This window comes from Mycoplasma marinum, assembly GCF_004335975.1.
GTDB classification, from domain to species: domain Bacteria; phylum Bacillota_I; class Bacilli_A; order Mycoplasmatales; family Metamycoplasmataceae; genus Mycoplasma_K; species Mycoplasma_K marinum.
The window spans coordinates 1-19,346 of sequence record NZ_PSZO01000003.1 but is presented as its reverse complement, the minus strand read 5'-3'; the positions used below and the strand labels follow the sequence as shown (position 1 = coordinate 19,346).

Genomic DNA, 19,346 nt, shown 5'->3' with positions numbered 1-19,346 from the left:
ATGATTCTGGTTCTGCATTGATGAAGATTCAGATTATTATAACATCGATAAATTCAAATTATTTTGATGTTGATAATAACATTAAGGTGATCAAGTCACCTGAATACAATATTTTGAATAAAATTATTGATGCCAAGGATATGATTAATATTAATAATTTCAAACAAAATTCAACTGGTAATTTTACTTTTGTGGAAAATCAAGATATGAAATTATTAAGAAAATATATAAAATTTAACTTCTCTGTAAATGGTTCTGATTTTTCTCCTGTTTTATTGCAAAATATTTTACCGGGATCAAAAATAAGCATTAAATTAAGTAGTTTATTTAATAAAGCTATCATCGTTAAGGATTCTGATATGGCTTCTGTTAAAGTATTTAATAGCGAGCAAATAATTAAAGATTCAGTTATTGAAAGTATTGTGGAGAGAAAATTTGAATTATTAGGTTTTAATAGTAATGCAACATTATCAATCCCTGAAGATGAATGAAATTATATTAATAAAAACCACATCAAAGTCTTCATTACTGTAAATGGTCGTTTAGCAAATACGGAAATAATTAATGATATGAAAACATCATTGAATATTTCCAACGGAGATAAAATTCAAATAACATTTAAACCAGATTCACATTTCTTCTTTGAAGATGGATCAAAACAACTATTAAAAAATATAACAGTTAAAGATTTGGAAAGTAAAGATATATCAATTGTTTACTATGCAATAATCTCATTTATAGCTGTATTTGTAGTTGCATTATTATCGTGAATCTTAGCAAAAAAAATAAGAGGTAAATAAAATTAAGGAAGGGGATTATTATGAAAAAAATATTAAAATACATATCAACACTATTTTTACTATGTGTTCCCTTCTTTATTTTTGGGTATTTCTATAGTATTGGAAATAGTAGCAAGGATAAAATAACAACTTTTAATAGTGAAATGCGTTCTTTATCTAGCAAAAATATTTCTTCTTCCTCATATGCATCTTCATTTAAAACTTTTATGGAAAAAACAAGGAAAAATGGTGGTCATGCTCTATATAGCATATACAAAGCAATTGGCGATAATTCAGTTTTAAATGAAAATGATGCCCTAAAATTAAATGAGGGCGATAAAAAAGATTTACTTATTAAATTAAAATATAAAAATAAAGAATATGTGAATAAAAATCTTGTTGGTTTAAAAAACTCATTGAATCTTTCATCAAGTAATTTTGATGGTATTAATTTAATGGATTTAGATTTTATGAGCATTTTAAAAAACTTGCAAAGCTTAACAATAAAAGATAATTCAACAAATTCAAATGATTCTCTACAAATTATGGATAAAAATGATTTTACATGAATAAATAATTTGTCAGATTTAGAATATATAAAAATTATTAATTATCCAAAAAATTCATTATCAAAACCAATTTCAATGAGTGAAAATATTTTTACTTCAAGAAAGCTTATAAATATAGATTTATCAAAAGTTCTCTATTTTGATGGAGTTATAAAATCAATGTTTAATGGATTTAATGAAGATCAATTTTGATATGCAAATAAGCCAAAAGGGTTTGAATTAAAATTATCAAGAAATAATATTTCTCAAGGTAAATTAATTAATACGGATGTTAAAATAGAGCAAAATGGCGGCATTATTTTAACTAAAAAGATTGGCTCACAAATTCATTTTTTGAATTTGAAAAACAATGATCAAAAGTATATTTCAATAGATGATATTAAATACCCTAAAGTTTTATACGAGAATTCTTTCATGTGAGATGTTCCGCTAAATATCTTATCAAAAGTTAAATACTGCAATCCTGTAAATGGTGGTTATTATACAATACTTAAGCCAAACAATGTAAGGGTATCTAAAACAATTATTCCTGATTTATACATTAAAACGAAGCAACAAGCTAATTTATTATTTAATAAATCGATTAATCTTGAAACTGATATTTCTAAGATGAATTCTGAAGAAAGTTTTAAACTTTTAGGGGATGTTATTTACCTAGATGGTTTATCAAAATCAAGATTTTTACAAAATAATATGCTATATTGAGATATTGATCCAAAAGAGATAAAATTTGCTAGTAGTGATTTGAAACACTTTTGGACAAATTCCAAGTTATTAACAAAGGAAGATTTTGAAAAATACAATATTTCTTATTATAGAAATATTTCTTCATTAAAAAATTGACACAAATTACTGATCAATAATAATTCCTTTGCTTCAAATCCAAATCAAAAGGTATTTTATAATAATGCAATAGAACTAAAACCTTATTTTAATAATAATATATCTAAATATATGTTCCCCTTAAGTGTATATAAAGAAATAATGCCAAATAGTATTGATAAATTTAAATATTATTCACAAAAAGATGGTGTAATATTTTCTAGCCTTAATTTATTAAAGAAATCCGGATTAGATATTAAAGATTTCATCGAACTTCCCGAAGTACCTATGACACAAAATTTAAATATCGACAAAGATATCAAAAATAGGCTATATAACATCGTTAAACATAAAGATGTGATTGATTTTATTAGCAAAAATATTAATTCCAGTGATTACATAAAAAAAATGATTCAACACCCCTTTGTGAATATTGATGGGAAAAATATTGGTTTATTTTTAAGAGAGAATAAATTTTACTTCCAATTTCCAATTTCGAAAATTAAATATATAATTAGCGAAAATGGCGTTAAAAAATATTACACTAACTGAGAATTAATACCTTCGAACCTTAAGGACAAATCAAAAATATATATATCGCACAGATCTTTTTTACCAAGAATCAAAAAAATTATACATCCATCAATTGTGGATGCTTCTCATTATACAATTAGTATAATGAGTAATAATCAATCATTTGTTATAAATGTTGGTCTAAATAATGGTAAGTTAATATGAGATTTTAGAGATAAAAATATTTCTATTGAAGATATTAAATTTGTTGATGCAGACGGCAATTATTATGCGATGTCAATTGATGAAATAATGAAAAAATATAATGTTCTACCTACTGGATTATCAACCGTTATTAAAGAGAAGAACATACAAATATCAAATTTAGAGAAATCATCTTTGTTAAAACCATTCTTCAATAAGGGTAATTTTGATTTAATAATGTCAAACGAGTATATAGTTGTTGATAATGTTAAGTATTTCAGGAAAATTAATGACTCTAATATACATTGATTATCCAAAAATGGTGTTTTAATGGATATTTCTAAAATTCATTACCAATTTATTACAACAAGTATTAAAGGAAAAACGGAAACAAATCAATTTTATACTTCAATCAAAAATGCAAAATATTTCTCTAATAATTTTCCGCTTAACTTAAGGGAGATACAAAGCTATACTGAGACTTTATTTAAACCTGATATTAAGAAAATTAATCCGCCAACTTCAATAAACCAAAAATTGAAAATACATGATGGATTAAAGAAAATAATTTTCAATGCAATAAACGATAAAGATTCAAATAGTGGATTAGTTTGAAGTATTTCTAATGATGATTTGGTAAAAAGAATAAAATTTATGAGCAAAAACATAAATAATGAAGTTGAATACTACACAACCATACCTAAAGTAAATTTCGATGAAAATAAAGAATGGTCTGATGTGAAGGCAGACATAAGCAATTTAGGTGCCAAAAAAAGAGAAGAGAAAAAGGATTTAATATTAGATAATAATTTACCTATCAAAATATTTGCTTTTATATTTATAGGTCTTATTTCTATTTTAGCTTTAGCTAGTATCTATATTTTAATTAAAAAGAAAAGAGGGTAATATGAAAAAAATATTTTACACATTTTTTGGAGTAATAATAACAATATTAGCAATGTTTTTTTGCATATCTTCTAATGCTACAAAACAGCAACAAATTAATTTATCCTCTCATTATTTAAAGAATGGAGTTAACCACTATTCCAGCACTAATTCAATTACAGAATCTGATATGGAAAAATTATACAAGGATGATTCTTCTATAAATACAATTGATTCCTTAGTTTCACTGGGGAAAATTTCAAGAGTATCAGTTACAGGTTTTTCCAATTTAGACAGTAAAGAACTTATTATTAAAGAATTACAAATTATTGATGCCTCAAATAAAAATGTCCCATATAAATTAAAAAGTATAAATTATGACAATCCTTATAATGAGAATGATAAAATAGAATCTTCACAAACTAATAATTACGGTATTTCTGATAATAATTTTGATGAAAATAAAGATCATTCATTAATTATTAAAAACAATTTTTCCAACAAGAATATTGGTTTGGAAATTGTTTTAGACAAACCCTCACTTATCAAAGACATAAAAATTTCTCAAAAAGTTAAAGATAGTATTAGATACATTGGTCAAGTTAAGTTAATTTCTGACGATTATAAAAAAATTTTTAGAACGAAACAACTTTCCAATAAAATAGTTCAAAAGTCAAAAAGTAATTTCAATTTAGAAATAGGTGCAGGAAAAATAATTTGAGATTATTTTTCATCAAATTCAAATAAAGATAATAGCTTTCTGTATGTTCCGAATTTAAATTCTATCCAACTAAAGTATCCATTATCCAATTGAAATTTAGAATGATGAGTAAATGATGATAATGAACAATTCAAAGATTTTATTCCTGATGTTCACGGCGGCTTCCAAAAAACTAATTTTATACTAACAAATAAACAAAGCATTGCAAATACAAAAGAATTTCAAATCACAAATGACGAGAAGGTAAATCTCAATCAAGCATTAAGTTTTTTAAAAGAGACTAATGATTTGGGTATTGAACAATCTTTTATAACTCTATTTGATTTGAGCAAGATTAGTCCACCATCTTCTATTAAAGGGTTGACCGTTTCAAAATTCCAAGACTTAATCGCATCTTTTAGGAATAGAATAAATCCCACTATAAGTATTAATTTATTTGGTGATCAATGAGAGGGACAAAGAAACTCTATTTCCAATCTTGTCATAATTAGCTTCCTATCAAATACAAGCAAACTTAATTTTGGTTCAACAACATTTGACAGAAATGACTATAACTATTATTCAAATATATTTTATCTATCATGAATTGGTGATTTATCCAGCTTAAAGACTATAAAAGTATATGGTGACACCTCCTTGAGTTTTAAAGGACATATAATATTAACAGGAGATCCAAATGACGGACAATATATTTCTAATTTGGATTCTTTGCAAAGTATTGATATTGCAAGTTATTACACATCAAGCAATTTAAAATTGCTTGATAAAATAGCGCATTCAAAATTATGAATGGATTTTTATAAAAAGAAAAGTACCATGAAAAAGAATGTATCTGTAATTGTTGATGCTAAAAATTACACATTATCAAAATTTCCAACTAAATTTTTATATGGTCAGATTGATAAAAGTAATAATAAAGTAATATTATCCCCAAATTTTAGTCAGGTTTTCAAGAAGATTATCTCTCCACGTTATGATCAAATTCTCAATGATTTTACAATGTTGCATGTTGATAACAAATTTATTAAATCATTTTATTTGGAAGGTAAATTATATTGAGATTATTTTACAGCAGGCATTAGTCCAAAAGATATTTTTGCGTATTACAAGGATAAAAATAAATATATAACGCATAAGTATCAAAGTGATAACTCAATTTCTAATGATGATTTAATCACCTTAGACCAAATTGCTTATACCCCTAAAATTATGGGATCTTTCCCAAAAATAAATACACAATTTTCCATTAATAACAAAATAGCTCCAAAAATATTCATTGATGGGGACCCTTCAAATGTAATAATATTCAAATCAAAATATATTATTGATAATCCAAAATACTACCAATCTAAGTATTATTATATTAAAAATGGAATTTATCATTTGTTCACTTCATTTAAAAATGTTATGCAGAAAATGAATTTAAGTCAAATTCAAACTAATAAAGTAAGTGAATTTGATAATTCGCACGTTGATAAGTCGGATTATAATGAATTAAAGAAAACAACATTACCTTCTATCCAACAACCAGTTATAAATAATGAAGGTAAATTAATTGGCGATAAATTTGTCAGTGTTGATTCAAAAAATTATGGTGGTTTTTTCATATATAAAGGAAAACCACATTGAAATTTCGAAGGAAATCTTAAGGAATCGGATATAAAATATTATTCATTGGGTAAATACTATACTTCAATAAATAATATACCTCCAAAAGATTTTGCATTTGTTTCTGAGGTGAGTAAAATTTCTGAGATAACTCCAACTGATACAAATTATTATTTACCAGTTCCACCAACTCATAATGATTTCATAAAACATAAAAATCTAAAAATTATTGTTGATGATGTAGAATATGGAATCGCATTAAAGAATGGTGAAACTATTTGAAATTATGATTTGAGCAATATTAAGTATGTCACTGTGGATAATGGTATTAAATACTATACAAAGTGAGAATATGTTTTAAATAAAGCAAAAACATTTTCAGTGCATCCCACTTCATTTATTTTGGAAAAAAATAAATTCTTAGAAATTAATAGACCATGAGAATCTAGGTTTTTATTAGTTAATGATGATGGAGTAATTAGAAAAATACCGTCAATATTAATTAAAGGTAAATGATATTGAAAACTAAGTTCCGATGATGCTAAAAAAATAAAATATGTTTCAAATAATGGTACATATTTTACTAATGAGAATCTAACAAAAGATATTATCCAGAATAATTATTTAACTTCTGTTAAGATTTTGGATAATATTTGAACTTCTAAAAACCCCATTCAAGTTGACCAATTCAAAAAGTTAACTTCTAAAAATATCGATAATTCAACTTCTTTTATGTTTAATTCAAAAATATATAATTTTATATTTAAGGATGGTAATTATTATATTCCGAATGATATTTATGATGAAATCCAATATACAACATTTGTTGGTGGAATTACTAAATTCTACAACTCATATGTTTTAATACCACCAAAAGAGTATTCTAATGCCAATAGTGCTATTTTATCTGGTTCTAAATTAGGTGATTTTAATGGGGTTTCAATTTTAGATATTTTTGATAATAAAAAAACTAAGGTTGTTAAGGTTCAAACTAAAAATAATATTTTTGTAAATATTGAAATATCAACTAGAGATAATGTTATTTTTTCAAAAGATTTATCTATTTTAAAAGATGTTAATTATATTGGTAAAAGCGGCACTTTATATCAAAAAGTATCTAATGTAGCAGCGGATGATTATATAAGTAACCTACATTTTTCACTGCAAACACTAAATTCTTGAAACGATGCAATAACTTTCAACCAAAACCAATTACAAGCTAAAAATAGATATGTTTCTTATACAATTATTGGATTTGCTTCATGTATTTTATTTTTAATAATGATTGTTGCCATTAGCATTAAATTATCAAGGAGGAAACATGTTTAATTATTTTAATAAAATATCCATAAATAGAAAAGCATATAACTCTTTTATTGGTATATTAATTATGATTTGGGTATTAATTTGTGAAATATTTTTAATATTTAAAAATATTCATTATGATAACTACTTTCTAGTACCTCAAAACTATATTTCGTATATATTAATCGCATTGTCAATTATAATTATTTTAATTTCTTTGATAATTTTAACTAGAGCCTTCAAGAATAAGGGTGCAAATATTTTATATTTATTTTTAAAATTAATATCGATCCCAATGTTATTTCTGGCGTTTATCATAATTTATGATTTGATTAAAAATAATAGACAATATAACTATAATTATTCTCCGCAATTAAGTGTTTGTATTTCTATTACAATAATTATTTATTCTTGTTACTTCGGACTTATTGATTTAAGCAAAAATAAAAACAAAGCAGAACATGATTTTAGTGAAAAATATGATGGTAATGAATTCTACAAATTAAAGTTAAACTACAGCAAAATTGAAATTACTAACAATATTTTATTTTTAAAGGGTAAAGTGCTAAAAAAAGATGTTTATAAAAAAGTTTGCAAAGTTGAAAATATCAATCTATCTTTACCTTGTCTAATCATTAATGTATTTTTATATGCATCATCAATTATCATTTTAATCTTTATTAACACCTTGCCAAGTGAAGGTAATGAGCACTTGTATCCAATTCTTGTTCTAACTGCATTGTGATCACTTACAACGATAATTTTTATGCTTTTAAGTTTTAAATCAGCTTATTTCTTGCCTGTTTATTTCACATTCAAAAAAAGAGGTGGTTTATGACTAGTTTTAAACTTTTTCAGTAAAAATAATTTACCAATATTTAAAAGTTTAAATAATACTCTATATGACATTCACAATAAAACAGAATTTAAAGTTAAAAATAATAAAGAGTTATTAGTTAAATTTAGCAACAAAGATCAAATTGGCATAATTTCTAAAAACAATAATATTGATTGACAATTAATTGGTCAAAACACTTATATTATTAAATATGAGGACACTATGGATGTTTTTAAAATTATTTCAATAATTACATTATCTATATTTAAAGGAGGTGTGTAAAATGAAGAGTAGAAGTAGCAATTTATTTGTAAAAAATATAGCCTTTAATACTATTACGTTTTTAATTATGTTGGTCATTTTTACAACTTATTCATTTTTTGGATATAAATCAATTTCTATTACAAAATTTGAGCATTATTCATTGACAATTTCAGCAACATTAATATTCCAAGTTATTATAACTGTGATTATTTTGAATGTTTTTGGAATGGGTAAGTATTCATATAGGTTGACATTGAATCTATTTTTCTTAATTTTGTGATCAACAACTTTTATATTGCTTTATTTTGTGAAACCAAATATATTTTTGATTGTTGATAATATAATTTGGAGTTTGTGCATAATAATATACTGTTTATTCATGATTTTTGTTAGCGGTGTTAAATTAAGGAGTTTGTTATTTATCATTCCGCTGATATTTCTGCCTTATACAAGTTTTCTTATTTCTAAATTTGAACATGGATATATTTATTTTTCAGCTATTATTATCATTTTATTATTGATTTCATCATTTTTAAATAGTAGTTTCATTAATAAAATATCTAATTTTGGATTGGAAGAAATAAAAAATTCAATTTATAGTCATAAAAAAATAAATCCAAATGTTTGAATATCAATATTTTTCATAATAAATATTGGTTTGCAATATATAACAGCGATTAATATTTTGGGTTATATAAAGATTAATTGACTTGAATTATGAGTTGTTATTACAGGTGGCTTATTAATGTTGCTATTGGGCATACTAGTTAAAATGAATAAAATCAACTCAAGTATTTTTGAAATTACTAGTGGAATTATAATGCTAATCACATTGGGTATTTCTACTTTGTTCTTAAATCACAACAAATTTGTTGATAGAAGTTCTGATTTATTCTTTGTGGTAATTCTAATTCTAATTTTTATTATTGTAAATATTATATTTGCATCTAATAGCGGATTCAATACTATGTCTTATATAGTCTTCTTAATTTCACTCTCTATAATGGCTACTTCTCAATTTGTTATTACATATGTTATTTCATCAAAAAACTTTAATATTTTTGCCTCTAACTTCTTATCGGTTGATATGTTCTCAATCTTAATATTTTCATTTTGTTTGGGAATAAATATTATATTTAATATAATTATATTATTAAAATCAAGTAACAACATTAATAACTTTGTTAAAAGAAAGGTAAAAAATAATGAATAAAAAAATAAAGAAAGAATTAGAAAGAGTCAAGCTTATTTTAAAGAGTCAGAATATATTTTCTTCAGAAATAGCTTTTACTTCATCATTATTTGATAATCTTTTATATAGTAAAAAAGATATGCAAGCAGCTATGGAAGAACACAATAAATTAATATTTGATGTAAGAAAAAAATTCATAGAGGAGTCTCAAATCACATTTCTGGATAAAACAATTTTAATTAATAAAAAGCATTTTTTATTAAAGGACAAGAAAAAAAAGATTATATTTAACGAAAAATGAAATAATTTTGAAAAATCAATTTACAAAATTCTTTGTAATAAACAAAATGTTATATTTTTTGATTATTTCTTAATTATTCCTAGCGATTTTACTAACGGTGAGTTAACTATTGAAATTTTGAATTTAGATAGTGGTTTAGAAAAAATAATGGAAATGATTAAATTTAAGAATAGTAAAATTTCCAAGTACTCTGAAACCAATAATGAGCTAACCCAAAATTTAAAATTATTTAATAAGGAAAGTAAAAATACAAAAATAAATAAAAAATCTCTCAGTAAGGAATAATCATGAACAAAAAAGATATAGAAGAATCAATATTGAAAAATCAAATTGCGATTGAATATACCGCTAAACAAAAACTCTTAAAAATCAAGGAAATTGAGAATATTAATTTGTCTATTTCCAATAATAAGATGATGATAAATTCAATAGAAACTATTTTAGGTAATAATTTTCCAAGAATACAAAAAAATAGAAATAAAGGTGATATGTACTTTATTTTGCCAGTTTTTTCAGGAGGTAAGGTGATATTTCCTAATTCACTGATAAAACAATTAGAGGACAAAGTAAAGAAAAAAGATTTTGTAAACATCATTAGTTTCAATACAACAACTGAAAATAATGATGTTGAATATAAAAGCATTATTCAATTTCTTAAAAGTAGAAAAATAAAATATTCTTTTTTAAGATTTGAAAATACTACAGATTTCGCTGACGAAAGATCGATTATATTTTATATGATTAACAACAGTTTTAACCTTTCTATAGTTTTATGTAAAGAAGGTTTGAAAAAAATTAATTTCCTTAAAGACAATATGTTCTTTGTAAATTCTATGTTTATAGGTCAAGAAAAAGCATTTTTAATAATTAATAAAAGTTTACAAGTTGAGATGGAAAAAAATGACTTTAAAAAAGCTAATAATAAAATATTTTTAGATAACGAAAAGTCTAATAATAAAATTGGTTTAATGAGTGAATTTGATTTCTTTTTAAGGATACTTGTGTATAAAATTCAAAATATATTCATTGATACATTGAAAAACTTTCTTCTTAAAGATTTATTGAAAATAGAAGAAAAAGAGAAGAAACAAGAATTGATTTTATTCAAAAACAAAATAAAATTAAGGAATATGAAGTATCAATTGGAAGCAGAAGAAAAAGCAATAATCAATAATGAGGACGGCAAAATATGAGAATAATTTTAAAATCTACACTTGTAAGTGAACCGAAAATAATCTCTAAGTCTAGTTTTGTTGGTTTAGCATCAGATAAATTTGATTTTAAGAAAATCGAAGAATTTAAAATGCTTAACTTAGAAAATGTAATTTTATATTTTAAGGATAATAATAACTTAATAAAAAAACACTTCATAATATCGTTATTTCTATATAAAAATTTGGATGGTGATTGAGTGATTTATTCTGATGGACAAATGATTGAATTAAAAGATTTTGAAAATAAAATAATTAATTTTAAGAAAAATAGTTTTTATCAAAGTCGGATTATTTAATTAGTAATTATAAAAGCGAATATTTTAATATTTCAAAATATATAGATGCAAATTTAATAAAGGGATATAACAAAAATAAAAAAAGGATTGAAAAATGATCAAAATAACAAAAATAAAAAAAGATATTGTAATTATTCAAGACAAAGAAAAAAAGATAATAGATTTTATCCAAGATGAAGTCGTAATCTTCCAATCAGGAGCAAAAGGTATCATTTTACTTGCTGAAAATAATTTCGCTATTGTTGGTATGTTGTCATCAACGGGTGAATTTGATATATCAGTTGGAATGACTGCTAAAAAAACTGGCGAGCAATTTAAAATTTATCCCTCAAATTCATTGCTGGGTATGGTAGTTAATTATTTAGGGGAACCGATAACTCCAATAAAGTATGATTCAAAAGGCACTTTTACAAAGGGTAAAAAGGGCTTTCCTGTAGATGTTAATGATGTAAAAATGACAAAAAGAGACAATATAAATGAAGCATTTATGTCTGGTATGTTTGGTATTGATGTTTTCATACCTTTCGGAAAGGGGCAAAGAGAACTTGTTATTGGTGATAAAAATACCGGTAAAACTACAATAGCCTTAAGTTTCATTAAACAAAATTACTCAGATCCAAAAGCTATTTTTATTTACAATGCCATTGGTAAAACTAAGGGAGAAGTATACAGGGTAATTGATTTTTTAAATAAAAATAACTTAACAAAAAAAACAATTATCGTTGCAACATTTATTGAAGATAGTGAAATTGCACAATATTATTCACCTTATTTAGCAACTGCAATTGCTGAATATTATAGAGTTAATAGCAAAAAAGATGCATTTATTATTTATGATGACTTAATCAAACAAGCAGATGCATATAGGTCTTTATGTATACAAATGGGAATTACTCCTGGTAGGGAATCTTTCCCTGGGGATATATTTTATGCACATTCAAGACTTTTGGAAAGATCTGGAAAATTCAAGGATGGAACATCAATTTCTTCAATATGTATTTGTGAAACTATTGAAGAAGATACTTCTTCATATATACCAACCAATATAATTTCTATAACTGATGGACAAATTGTTACAAGTAAAGAAAAATTTAATCTAAATATATTCCCTGCTATTAATTATGGAAAATCAGTCTCTCGTGTGGGTAGATCTGCACAATTTGAGATTGTGAGAAAATCACAAAATAATTTACAATTTTTATTAGCTAATTACTATACATTGGAAGAAAAATTTATTTTTGCTGAATCACAAACAGAATTACAACAGTCTAGTGCATACAAAGGGTTTATATTATCTTCAATATTACAACAGGGAAAAGATGTTTTATATAACGCTAAAGACGTTTTCTTATTAATATTATTAATTAATGAAGGTGTATTTAAAACAATTTATGACAAGAATAATTTACAAGAACTGGTAGTATATTTATTTAATAAAGTCAAGACTGACGATCGTTTTATAAAAGCGTTTGAAAGTTTGGATGTGAATGATTCAAATAATCTTGATGGCTTTAAAAAAATAATTTCAATTGAAATCAAAACATTAATTTCATTGTGATTAAGAAACAAACATAAAAATAATGAAAATAAATATAATGAAATTATTGAGGCATATCAAGGGTTTAATTTCTTAAAATAAACAATAAAAGGAGCAAGGCATGATTAAAAAAACAGGTGAAATATATTCAATCAACAAACAAGTAATTTTTGTAAATTTTAAAAACAAAGTTCCTGATAAAAATACTTTTTTAAGAACTATTGTCGGTGAAAAGGAAAATGTTTTTCTTGTTGCTGATCATTTGGGAGATGGTAATATTTCCGCAATTGCAATTAAATTACAATTAAGTTTAAAATTAAAGGATAAAGTCGTTATAGGTGAAAAAATTTCAGTTCCCTTAACAAAGGAAATATTTGGAAGGGTTTTCAATGTTTTATATGAACCAATTGACGATAAGAAAGAAGTAAAATCAAAAGATAATATCGAAGTTTTTAGTAAGTCTGGTTCATATGAAGATTTTGAAATGAAAAACAAGACTATATTCACTGGTATTAGAATGATAGATTTATTATTTCCAATACACGAAGGAAGTAGTACAGGTATTTTTGGTTCGGCCGGTGTAGGTAAATCAGTACTTATCCAAGAATTGATAAATAATGTAACAAAGAAGATATTAATTAAAAAAGATGATTCAAATAAAAAAGAAACGAAAGCATTATTTGTGGGTATTGGGGAAAGAACTAGAGAAGGTATTGAACTTATTGAAGAGCTGGAAAATAAAGAATTAATTGATAGAATGGTTGTCTTTATGGCGCAAATGAATGAACTTCCAGGCGCAAGATACTTAATGCCTCATGTTGCACTTGCAACTTCTGAATATATAAGAGATGATTTAAAAAATGATGTAGTTATTTTTATGGATAATACCTTCCGTTATATTCAAGCTGCAAATGAGATATCATCCCTTTTAAAAAATAAGACATCACAGAGAGGATATCAACCAACACTAACAAAAGATATTGCTGACATACAAGAACGTATATATTCTAATAAAAATGGTGTTATCTCCAGTTTTCAATGTATCTATATACCAGCTGATGATGAAACTGATCCATCAATCATAGCTGTTTACCAACATCTTGCTACTAAACTTTTCCTTTCTGTTAAACGTGCATCTGAATCTTTATATCCAGCAATTGATCCGGTTACATCATCAACTATTTACTTGAATAAAGATTTTGTTTCCGAAAAACACTTTGAAGTAGCTACCAAAACTAAAAAGATGATTTCACAATATGAAACATTAAAAAGAACTGTTGAAGTTATTGGTTTTCAAGCATTAAATTTAAATGAAAAAGAAATTTTTAATAGAGGAGAAAAACTTAATTATTACCTTACTCAGAATTTTCATGTTGTTGAGAAATTCACAGGTAAATCAGGTGCAAAAATAGATCTTGAAAAAACTATTTTGGAATTTGAAAGAATTTTAAATGGTGAATTAGATCATGTTCCTTCACAATTATTTCTATATAAAAATTCTTTAGAAGAAGTTTTAAATGATTTTAAGAATGTATCTAATTAGATTTTTTATTTTATAGCAAAATACAACAATTACCTTTTGGGGTAAAAATGTTGTATTTTTTATAACGAAGTACATATTTAATACTTTGTAAGAATTGTAGAGGCCCTCTAATTAAAATTTCATAAGTCAAACTCCAAAACATTTTAAGAATTGGATCTAACAATGTTCTAAACACAGAACCAAGAGCATTTACTATAAAGCCCATGTATTCCTTATTATTTTATTTATGTAACATATAATAATCGTATAAATCAGTTCAATTAACTAAAGCATCCTTCTTGTAATCAATGCTCGCACCATTTCAATATTGTTTTTTTCCTCAATATTGGTCTAAAGATAAATTTCATTTATTACAAAATTTGCTAAATTCTTTTTTTGCTTTAAATGCATCAAATGCTAGACTTTCATAAATATCAAAAGTCCCACCACTAATTGTTGTATCTTTGATTGTTTGCATATTGCTAGCTTCTCATAAATGATGTGTATCACCCATACCAATACCACTAACAAAATCTAAAGTATTATCCTTTATAGAAGTTCCAAACGACCCAAAATGATTAATCGTTATTTCACTACCATTACCTCAACCACCGGTAAAGTATGTTCACTCTTTATGAAATTCTTTATTTTCTTTATCTAATTTTGCAACTTTATTCGCTGTACTTTGGTGATCTTTATCCCAAAAGAACAGGTCTTTAAATTGCTTAAATCACTTATCTCAAGTTTTTTTGTTTTCATACTCCTGTAAAACTTGTTTCTTAAGATTATCTTTCAATTCAACATCAAATGAATTCTTAGGTCCAAAAACAGATGTTTTGTTATCGATATATTTCTTAGCTTCTGATGCTATAAAAGGATTAATTCATTTGTTAACAATTTCTCTAGAACCTTGATCAGTTATTTTTGGATAAACCCAAGTTTTTTTAACTTCAGGAACTTTGATTGGTTTTTTAGGATTCTCTTTTGGTGCTTGTTTTTTAGGAATCTCTTTTGGAGTTGTTTGATTATGATTAGTGCTATCTTTTGTAGTATCTCCACAAGATGTTATCGCAACCAATGGTAATACAACACTTACTAAAACTCCAAATGATTTGATTATTATTTTTTTCATACTTTAATTATATATTACTTGCTTAATCAAACGTACAGCATTGATGCTGGATTATTTAATTGTTTTGTGTTTAGAACAAAGGCATGATTTAATATTGAATTGAGCCTTTAAATATTTTATAATTTAACTTATTTAGGTCTTTTAACAAAGAAAATTCTTGGCATCAAAAATACTTTATAAGACTGTCTAATTATTAATAATTAGACGGTTAATTCGAGTCTTGATATTATTTTCTTTATTTTTATTTATTAATAAAGTTATTAATAATTTTTTATAAAAGTTGTGGTTTATATTAATCAATTTATAGTTGAATAAATTTTCTTTTTCTTCAAATTATAATTTGTGAGTATCCATATGATTCAAGTATTATTCCGTTAAATGGTCAAAGAAATATTACATTTTCCTATTATTCAGAGAATTGTTAACTCCTCTAATACAAGTTTTATTATCTACACTTTTCAACTATTTTTAACCGAATATATTGAATATAAAGAGATATCGTTGCTATTAAGGAATGGGATTATCTTTAAATTATTTGGTGCATTAAAAACCAATTTAATACTATCGCATTTAAAAAAATGGGATTTAATTAAATGTCTTGTTACTTATTACAATAGATTGGTAAAAATGATCGTTTTCATTTTAGCTATTATTTCTCTTTGATAGGATCTACATAATATACATTTATTTTTTTGAATTTGTTCTTTCTTTTTGCAACACTCTTTCAGTATCTTGAAGGTCATTTTACATACCGCGATAATTTTATTCATTCTTTTTTGTTTTTGATTTTTATATTAAAACCACACCCCCTTAAGGAAGTGTGAAATTTATTTATTTTAGTTTATTAAAATTTATTGTATATATAGTAGTATCTTTATTATTTTTCTAAATGTGAAAGTGTTTTTAAAAGTATTGAAGTAGGTTTTCCGTCAACATCAGCAGTTCCTGCAATATCTAAGTGTATGTATGGAACTTTATTTGTGAATTCCTTTAAAAACATTGCTGCTTGTGAAGAATCGACTTTGCATTTTTTTGAGTAGTTCATAAGATCTGCAACTTCAGATGATTTTATACCAATTGAGTAATCTTCATTAAAGGGTAACCTTCAAAGAGCCTCATCATGTTTTTTGGATTCCCTATTAATTTCTTTGAATAGTTTATCATTAGTCGCCCACACTCCGGTATATGAATGACCTAACTGATACAAAACAGTACCTGTAAGTGTTGCAACATCAATTAGTTTAGTTGCTTTTAAATCTTTAACTGCGTAAGTAAGTCCATCAGCAAGAACTAATCTACCTTCTGCATCAGTATCGGTAATCTCTACTGTCTTTCCATTATAAGATTTAATAACTGAATCAGGAGTTATAGCGTTAACTGAAATTTTATTATCTGTTATACACATTATTGCTGAAATATTTGCATTTGGTTTTAATTCTGAAATAACTTTCATTGCTCCTGCAACTATTGCTGCACCAGACATATCGTACTTCATATCAATTAATCCACCATTTATTTTAATATCATAACCACCAGCATCAAAAGTAATACCTTTACCAACCATTACGGTTTTTTCTTCTGAATTTGGATTCCCTTTATACTCTAAGACAACAATTCTTGCGTCATATTTTGAGCCGGCATTTACTGCTAGTAATAGATTCATCCCCATTTTCTTAAGTTCAGGCTTTTCAATAACCTTAACATCAATATTTTTATGTTTTAGTTCAAATTCTTCTTTTACAATTTCAGCTAATTTAACTGAGTGTAGTATATTTGCTGGTTGTTTTTGTAAATCTCTAACTCACGTCATTGCTTTAGCTGTTGCTTCTGAATCTGAAATTTTAGATTCAGAAGCATTTATAAGATTAATATCTTTTGTTTCTTTTGGGATATTATCTCCTGTTTTAGCATTATAAATATTTGCTGTTTCATAATAGCAATCCTCAATAAAGAATTTAGTAATTTCCTGGATTGTAATTTTTTCTGTTGTAAAAGTATTTAAGTCAATATTTAGTCCTCTCTTATTTGAATTTACAATACTTTTAATTGCTTTTCTTAAAGATTTTATTGTAAATTTATCTTTTTTTCCTAGATAAATCATTGAATATTTTTTTTCAACAAACTCTGTTATATAGTTTGCTTCCTTAATTAAAACTTCTGGCATCTCTTTTGAATCAAAAACACCTTTTAGTGTAAATAATTCTTTATTATTCTCGTTAATTCTTATCATATAACTCCTTTTTCTTTCTTTGATTTACTAACATTATAAAATAAATTCTTGAATAACAGTTCAATGTTATATAATTTATTCATTATGAAACAAGTAAAAAAAGTTATTATTCCAGCCGCTGGCTGAGGAACAAGATTTCTACCACTTACAAAGGTAGTGCATAAAGAATTGGTTCCAGTTCTTAACAAACCCATCATTCATTATTTAGTTGAGGAGGCTGCAGCTTCGGGTATTGAAGAAGTTATTTTAGTAATTTCTCCAAGAAAAATGGAAATTATGAAGTACTTTCAAGAAAATGTTGCACTAGAACATATGTTAAAAGAAAAAGGGAAATTAGAAATGCTTTACGAAGTGGAACAAACAAGGAGAATTATAAAAGTTACGTTTGCAATACAAAACGAACAATTAGGATTGGGGCATGCCATCTTTATGGCTGCAGATCATACAAATGATGAGCCTTTTGCAGTTATCCTTGGAGATGATTTAATTAAATCGAAAACACCAGCAATTAAACAATTGATTGATGCTTATGAAAAAACTGGTAGTTCAATTCTCGGTGTTCAAGATATCCCTGAAGATAGTATTCATAAATATGGTGTTGTTACACCAAGAAATGATCTTGAAAAAGAGAATGAATTATTCGCCATTAGTGGTGCGGTTGAAAAACCAGCTGCTAGTGAGGCACCTTCTAATAAGGCAATTTTAGGTAGATATATTTTTACACCTAAGTTAATGAAATTATTAAGAGATTTAAAACCGGGTGTTGGTAATGAAATAAATGTCGTTGATGCTTTTGCTGAATTGATGGAAACTGAGGAAATGCATGCTTTTACATTTGAAGGTCAAAGATATGACTTGGGTTCAATTGAGGGATTTGTTAAAGCTACAATTGATTACTCACTAGAAAATGAAGAAATTAAAGATTCTATTCAAGAATTTATAAAAAATAAATAATAAATCAAATACATTAGTAATGTATTTTTTTATTCAATTATCATAATGTAGGTTTCAAATATAAGCAATTAAGTTTTATAATGTATATGGAGGTAGTATTATGAAAAAAATTAAAAAGCACATCAAAGAACATATGGGGTATGATGTTTACGAAACTGAAGATGGTCAAAAAGGTATTATTGATAAAAAGGAGAAACTATATCCTGGAGATAAGGTTGATTTGAAAAATATACCCTCATCACACCCTATTTTTAAAGATTTAGAAAGCAAGGCTGAAACAGCAGTTCTTGAAATTAGCTGAATATTATCTAAGATATAAAAATACTTCAAAAGAAGTATTTTCTTCATTGTAATTTAAAGCGCAACACTTTTACAGTTATAAATAAATTATACAAAAATTGTATATTAAAGATTCGGACTTGAAATGAGTTCGAGTTTTTTATTGGAAATTTTTAATATA

14 protein-coding genes are annotated in these 19,346 nt (G+C 25.2%); 12 read left to right on the top strand and 2 right to left on the bottom strand.

Features of this window, described 5'->3' with window-relative positions:
• Positions 1 to 20 precede the first annotated feature (20 nt).
• The 10 genes from C4B24_RS00900 to C4B24_RS00855 all read left to right on the top strand — a co-directional run bounded on the left by C4B24_RS00900 (position 21) and on the right by C4B24_RS00855 (position 14,591).
• Positions 21 to 800 (top strand): hypothetical protein, encoded by a 780-nt coding sequence (locus C4B24_RS00900; protein ID WP_131598447.1) that lies wholly within the window; start codon positions 21 to 23, stop codon positions 798 to 800.
• Positions 801 to 820: 20 nt separating this feature from the next.
• Entirely contained in the window at positions 821 to 3,793 is a 2,973-nt protein-coding gene (locus C4B24_RS00895) for a hypothetical protein (protein ID WP_131598444.1), read from the top strand.
• 1 nt (position 3,794) lies between these two features.
• A complete protein-coding gene (locus tag C4B24_RS00890; protein WP_131598442.1) occupies positions 3,795 to 7,430 on the top strand; it encodes a hypothetical protein in 3,636 nt (1,211 codons plus the stop codon).
• 304 nt (positions 7,431 to 7,734) lie between these two features.
• Positions 7,735 to 8,526 (top strand): hypothetical protein, encoded by a 792-nt coding sequence (locus tag C4B24_RS00885; protein ID WP_131598441.1) that lies wholly within the window; start codon positions 7,735 to 7,737, stop codon positions 8,524 to 8,526.
• A 361-nt stretch (positions 8,527 to 8,887) separates the two neighbouring features.
• Positions 8,888 to 9,721, top strand: a complete 834-nt coding sequence (locus C4B24_RS00880; RefSeq protein WP_131598438.1) for a hypothetical protein — start codon at positions 8,888 to 8,890, stop codon at positions 9,719 to 9,721.
• Positions 9,714 to 10,286: a hypothetical protein gene (locus tag C4B24_RS00875; protein WP_131598436.1), complete on the top strand. Its 573-nt coding sequence runs from the start codon at positions 9,714 to 9,716 to the stop codon at positions 10,284 to 10,286. The genes C4B24_RS00880 and C4B24_RS00875 overlap by 8 nt, the downstream gene beginning before the upstream one ends.
• 2 nt (positions 10,287 to 10,288) lie before the next feature.
• The gene (locus C4B24_RS00870) at positions 10,289 to 11,200 is read left to right on the top strand and encodes a hypothetical protein (RefSeq protein WP_131598434.1); all 912 of its coding nucleotides are present in this window, start codon (positions 10,289 to 10,291) and stop codon (positions 11,198 to 11,200) included.
• Entirely contained in the window at positions 11,191 to 11,511 is a 321-nt protein-coding gene (locus C4B24_RS00865) for a hypothetical protein (RefSeq protein WP_131598432.1), read from the top strand. The genes C4B24_RS00870 and C4B24_RS00865 overlap by 10 nt, the downstream gene beginning before the upstream one ends.
• Before the next feature lie 94 nt (positions 11,512 to 11,605).
• The gene (locus C4B24_RS00860) at positions 11,606 to 13,150 is read left to right on the top strand and encodes a F0F1 ATP synthase subunit alpha (RefSeq protein ID WP_131598430.1); all 1,545 of its coding nucleotides are present in this window, start codon (positions 11,606 to 11,608) and stop codon (positions 13,148 to 13,150) included.
• A gap of 19 nt (positions 13,151 to 13,169) precedes the next feature.
• Positions 13,170 to 14,591 carry an ATP synthase beta subunit C-terminal domain-containing protein gene (locus C4B24_RS00855; protein WP_131598428.1) on the top strand — a complete coding sequence of 474 codons (1,422 nt, stop codon included), beginning with the start codon at positions 13,170 to 13,172 and terminating at the stop codon, positions 14,589 to 14,591.
• A gap of 220 nt (positions 14,592 to 14,811) precedes the next feature.
• Here the strand turns inward: C4B24_RS00855 and C4B24_RS00850 are convergent, their stop codons facing one another.
• Together C4B24_RS00850 and C4B24_RS00845 are read right to left on the bottom strand one after the other, a co-directional pair.
• Positions 14,812 to 15,702 (bottom strand): hypothetical protein, encoded by an 891-nt coding sequence (locus C4B24_RS00850; protein WP_131598426.1) that lies wholly within the window; start codon positions 15,700 to 15,702, stop codon positions 14,812 to 14,814.
• A gap of 877 nt (positions 15,703 to 16,579) precedes the next feature.
• Positions 16,580 to 17,932: a M17 family metallopeptidase gene (locus tag C4B24_RS00845; protein WP_131598424.1), complete on the bottom strand. Its 1,353-nt coding sequence runs from the start codon at positions 17,930 to 17,932 to the stop codon at positions 16,580 to 16,582.
• Positions 17,933 to 18,016: 84 nt separating this feature from the next.
• Here C4B24_RS00845 and C4B24_RS00840 point away from each other — a divergent pair, with 84 nt between their 5' ends.
• Both C4B24_RS00840 and C4B24_RS00835 read left to right on the top strand, forming a co-directional pair.
• Complete coding sequence (locus tag C4B24_RS00840; protein WP_317133706.1) at positions 18,017 to 18,886, top strand: UTP--glucose-1-phosphate uridylyltransferase; 870 nt, start codon at positions 18,017 to 18,019, stop codon at positions 18,884 to 18,886.
• 100 nt (positions 18,887 to 18,986) lie between these two features.
• Positions 18,987 to 19,205 (top strand): hypothetical protein, encoded by a 219-nt coding sequence (locus C4B24_RS00835; protein ID WP_131598422.1) that lies wholly within the window; start codon positions 18,987 to 18,989, stop codon positions 19,203 to 19,205.
• Positions 19,206 to 19,346: the final 141 nt, after the last annotated feature.